The organism is Psychrobacillus sp. (assembly GCF_056205495.1).
Window position 1 is genome coordinate 1 of sequence record NZ_JBAEAP010000603.1, and the last position, 5,123, is coordinate 5,123.

The following is a 5,123-nucleotide window of genomic DNA, read 5'->3' on the forward strand; positions in this document are numbered from 1 at the left end:
AGGAACTTCTGCACTAGCTTTATGGATTGCTACGATGTATTTAATGGTAAAAGGGAAGAATTACTATGTCAGCTTAATTCCTGCACTGTTTATTACCGACATGATAGCGGTCTATATATTAAATGACGCAAAGCTTGGATTTGGATTAGCTTACGGTACAGCACATATCGGTGCTCTAATCTATACTCTGATTATTACTATACTCTTCTTTATGAAGGCGAAGAAAAATAAAAAAGAAGGCTTACAGGTCGATTTAGAGGAAACAAAGGTAGTACCAGTTTCTTAAAAAAACGAGATGGGTAGTTCGCTGCCCGTCTTTTTTTATGGTCAAACCATCCATTATAACCCCAGCGAAATAATAATTGTTAGAATTGGCTTTGGTGTCTAAAAGGAGGTCAAACAATGATTGATAAAATAGAGATGACATATTTTGAAAAGATTAAAGCTGACCTTGAAGAAGCTTATCAACGTCTATCCGTAGATATAAATAATCAGGATCAAAACTATAAAGAATTACAAAAATATACGATTGAATATAAAAGTGAGCTGGATAAATTTGAAGTGTATGATTATCAACAGACGCTAAATATGATCGATAAACAAGGGCTTGCACAAGTATTAGAAAGAGAACAAATAAAAAAGCTGATTGAGTCACCTTATTTCGGTCGCTTTGATTTTGTCTATAATGGGGAAGACCAGGACGATGCGGAAACCTTTTACATTGGGCGATTTGGTTTTAGAGATGAAGAAGGTACTTCGCTTATCTATGACTGGCGTGCACCCATTTGTAATATGTATTATGAATTTGAGCTAGGGAAAGCTTACTACGAAGCCATGGGAAGATGTTTTGAAGGTGAACTCATAGGCAAACGTCAAATCAAAATCGAAAACTCTCAGATTAAATATGTCGTAGAAAGCTCATTGACGATTCAAGATGAGGTGCTACAACAAACACTCAATCAACATGCTAGCGAGAAGATGAAAACCATCGTCACTTCCATACAAAAAGAGCAAAACAAGATTGTGCGTAATGAATCTGCCTATAACGTCATTATACAAGGGGTTGCTGGGTCAGGGAAAACAGCAGTGGCATTACACCGTATAGCTTATTACCTTTATAAGTATAGAGATACCTTACGTGCAGATCGAATTTTCATACTATCGCCAAATAAAGTGTTTGGTGACTATATCTCGTCCGTATTGCCAGAGCTTGGGGAGCAGCCTATTCGTTCCTTTACTATTGATGATTTGACGGAAAGTTTATTGCCGCCGGCTGTCACGTTTACTTCCTATGAGCAGGAAACGCGAGCAATTATAATGGACCCTTCTGGAGAGCTAGCTACACGTGCGAAAATAAAGTCTAATTATTCATTTGTGGACCAACTAGACATATACTTAAGCAACTTAGATACAAAGTTATTAAAGAAAGAATCCATATCGATTGCAGATACAGAATTTACAGCTGATTATTTAAAAGGACGCTTCTTTCAATATCGAAAAGAACCAGTTGCTACTCGTTTAGAGCTGCTGGCTGATGATATTCTCCAGGTATTAAAAGCTAAACGGAACGGGGAAGGGACATACCCAAGTAAGAATGAGATTGTGAAGAGATTAAAAAAACGATTGCTATATACGACTCCATTAGATATCTATCGTCATTTTTTAGAGGAACTGGGAGAAGATTCATTTAAGTACTCAAAAAAGACGTTTGAATTCAATGACGTATATCCGTATCTATACGTTCAGTTATATTTTAAAGGCATTAAAACCTTCGAGTTGGTACAGCATTTTGTGCTTGATGAAATGCAAGATTATACGCCAATTCAATATACGGTTCTATCGAAAGTGTTTAACTGTAAGCGGACTATAATAGGTGACTTCAGCCAAGCATTACTGCCATACGAAACTATTTCAAAGGAATCCTTTGAAAAAATATTCTCTAATATAGAATACGTGGAATTGACGACAACTTATCGATCCTCATATGAAATAGCCATGTACGCAAAGAAGTTTATGCGAACCGGTGATATTCATCCAATTGCTCGCCATGGGGAAGAACCAGGAGAAATCATTTATGAAACTTTTGATGAGATGATGGCGATGATCCATCAAATGATTCAAAATGAATATAAGACGACAGCTATCATTTGCAAGACAGAAAACGATTTAAATAGGCTTACAAGCAGCTTAACCGTTCCATTCCATATTTTAGATGGCCAAACAGAAAAATTTGAAGCTGGCCTTCTTGTCACAACCATCCAATACGCAAAGGGCTTAGAATTTGATGCAGTTCTTGTGCCCTTTGTAGATAAGTTTAACTACCATACATTATATGACTAAGGCTTACTATATATAGCCACTACTAGAGCAATGCACCAATTAACAATGTTCATCGATGCAAACAACAGATCTCCATTATTGTAGCTTTTCTAAAATCGCAATGATTAACTTAACGTTATTCATTGCTTTTTTTAGGTTTACTTCCAGTTCATCGGTTACATGGTAAAATTCATCTTTAAATTTAGCTGATTTCAAAACGGATTGAATATCCGTTACATGGTTCATCGATTCAATTTCTTCAAAAAGGTGAAGGATACTTGCGATAGAGAAGTGGGCGCTACGTAATGTACGAATGATCAATAACTTTTGTATATCTGAAGCCGAATACTGACGACGATTTTGTGCATTTCGAGAAACCGCAAATAAACCGTTCCTCTCCCAGTTTCGAACCGTCTCCTCCGTTAATTGCAGTTGTTTGGAAGCCTCTTTATGTGTGGAAATAGGTAAATTAGTTGTTTCCTCATGAAGCAATTTATCCACCGACTGAATAGCCTTCGTCATATAGTCGTATTCCGAATGTAAGAAGCTTAGATAGGCTTTGGCAGACAGCAAACTTTTATGAAACAATTCCTTTCCGCTAAGTAAAACAATTTCAGTAGCCTTCTTACGTAAATTATTTTGGATAAACTCTTGTTTAAAGGCAAGCCGAGCAATATATAGTTGTTGTAAATGAAGCTCACTATATTCCCGGTAGCCATTTTCTTTTCTAGGAACGGGAGAGATAAACTTCCACTCCTCGTATAGACGAACAGTATTTGGATGAATTTGCGCTTTTTTAGCAATCTCACTTGTTCTCATATAAGATCGCCCTTTCTATCTTTAGGTATTATAAGTATGTACATCTACATTAAACGTATCATCATTATTTTAATACAGTATAGGTAAGGTGCGTACAGTTTTATGGGTTTATTGATGATCTACAGCATGAATGGATTTTAAAGGAGCAGTTAAACTAGTATTGTGTAGGAGCAGAATCTCAAGATAACCATAACCTGAACAATTAGCACATAACCTGTTGTCTGAAATTACCAAACTATTGTATTCTTTATATAATCCATTAATTATAGTATGTATTTCATTTTGAAGTATAAAAGAGAAACCTATAATCGTTAAATGTTTGAGTGAAGCTATAAGGTTAGTATTTTTCAAAAGTAGGAAGGGGATTTACTATGGAAAAAATGATAGAACAAGCACTTAATTTAAGAAAAGATGGTCATTTATTAGAATCGAACCGTATTTTTCTTCAATTGGTTAAAGAATTCCCTGAAGATGCTTATATAAACTACCAATGTGCCTGGAGCTTTGACACACTAGGAGAGGAGTCTCAGGCCGTTCCATTTTATGAGACAGCAATTAGTCTAGGATTACCTGAAAAAGACCAGGAAGGGGCATTTATAGGCCTTGGAAGCACATATAGAACTCTGGGAGAGTACGATAAGTCCAGAAAAACCTTGGAGCAGGGGCTAAAACTATTTCCAACCAACAGAGCGATGCAAGTGTTTTTAGCAATGACTCTTTACAACTTAGAAGATCATCAACAAGCTATGGAACTTTTACTGAAAAATATAATTGAGACGTCGAATGATGAACCTATTCAAAGCTATAAAAAGGCGATTGAATTTTATTCAGATAAGTTAGATGAGACTTGGATTTGAACCAATATTTTGATGAAGAAGAAATTGTAATTATTGAGAGTCTTAATATTTATGTTTAACCAAATTTTATATAAAAATGAAAAATATGTATAAAAACAGCAGGCTTTTTTTATACAAAATGACGAATTTTACGGTATGGAAACAAATGTTCTGTTTTAGTTTTTTTAATATTTGGGATGAAGAATAGCGCTAAAAAAACCTGTCTCGGCTTATTTTTTGCTCTATAAAGTTTGCAATGATGATTATATTTGCAACTGACGCTAAATTCCTTTAGAGCAACATGTGTTCCACAGTCTACAAATAGGGAGCATAGGGAGATCTTATTTTCATAACTACATATAAAAGGCTGCTTACTAATTACCAGGCATAACTATCAACAAGGCTGACACCATATAAGAATGGATATTCGAAGAAATAGTCACATTAACGCGTCGAATACACATATAAACATTTTCCAGTTAAGAAGAAGATGTTGAAAGCTTCAGCTGTAAATAAAAAATAAAGAGATGGATAATTTGTAGATCTGGATGGTCAAAATTAATAAAGGAACATTGTAAGATAAATTGAACTATTATCAGAAGGATATAAATAACAATAAATTATAATCGAAAGTAAAGCTGCAAATGCAAACAAGCAATTAGATGAACAAATATAAGTTTAAATGCTAGCAATAAAACTAATGAATTAAACTAATGTAAATTTATATACAAACCAATAAAAACACGTTTTTCTCAAATATCTCACTGTTTCAAGTATACTTATGTAATGAAACGCAACTTCGTATAATTTATATTATGTAAACTAAAATAAAAATTGTGTAATGGAGGGTCACTTACATCAACTCCCCATATTATCTGTACTATTCAACTTGAAAGCTCCTTATATCCCTTTGATGAATTTGTTTTCTATTTGAGATTAAAGAAAATCACTTAGTCAATACTGTCACGAGTTTCGAATACAAAATACAGTTCTTCTGTATCTCTTTTTAAGGATCAATGCTGTTCAAACAATTTTAATTAGATTACGTATACCCAGTTCTATTAACCGAAGAATTTGTTCTTTAAAGTCGATTACTAAATTTTGTCTGGAAGAAACATCTGTAGCACTAAATCCACCTTTTGGTATCCT

General features: G+C 34.4%; 3 protein-coding genes and 1 pseudogene. 3 read left to right on the forward strand and 1 reads right to left on the reverse strand.

Translation table 11 applies throughout. The features are described 5' to 3' along the window. A pseudogene (locus AC06OU_RS17140) lies at positions 1 to 286 on the forward strand (carbon starvation CstA family protein); the annotation flags it as partial. Between the two features lie 116 nt (positions 287 to 402). Continuing rightward, positions 403 to 2,340 (forward strand): HelD family protein, encoded by a 1,938-nt coding sequence (locus AC06OU_RS17145; RefSeq protein ID WP_475857381.1) that lies wholly within the window; start codon positions 403 to 405, stop codon positions 2,338 to 2,340. Between the two features lie 75 nt (positions 2,341 to 2,415). Here AC06OU_RS17145 and AC06OU_RS17150 read toward each other — a convergent pair whose 3' ends face one another. Continuing rightward, positions 2,416 to 3,138, reverse strand: a complete 723-nt coding sequence (locus AC06OU_RS17150; RefSeq protein ID WP_475857383.1) for a MerR family transcriptional regulator — start codon at positions 3,136 to 3,138, stop codon at positions 2,416 to 2,418. A 371-nt stretch (positions 3,139 to 3,509) separates the two neighbouring features. Here AC06OU_RS17150 and AC06OU_RS17155 point away from each other — a divergent pair, with 371 nt between their 5' ends. Continuing rightward, positions 3,510 to 3,995 carry a tetratricopeptide repeat protein gene (locus tag AC06OU_RS17155; protein WP_475857385.1) on the forward strand — a complete coding sequence of 162 codons (486 nt, stop codon included), beginning with the start codon at positions 3,510 to 3,512 and terminating at the stop codon, positions 3,993 to 3,995. Positions 3,996 to 5,123: the final 1,128 nt, after the last annotated feature.

Bases quoted from the DNA above. Each gene is read 5' to 3' on its own strand.
- AC06OU_RS17145 (WP_475857381.1), top strand. From the start codon at position 403: ATGATTGATAAAATAGAGATGACATATTTTGAAAAGATTAAAGCTGAC.
- AC06OU_RS17150 (WP_475857383.1), bottom strand. From the start codon at position 3,138: ATGAGAACAAGTGAGATTGCTAAAAAAGCGCAAATTCATCCAAATACT.
- AC06OU_RS17155 (WP_475857385.1), top strand. From the start codon at position 3,510: ATGGAAAAAATGATAGAACAAGCACTTAATTTAAGAAAAGATGGTCAT.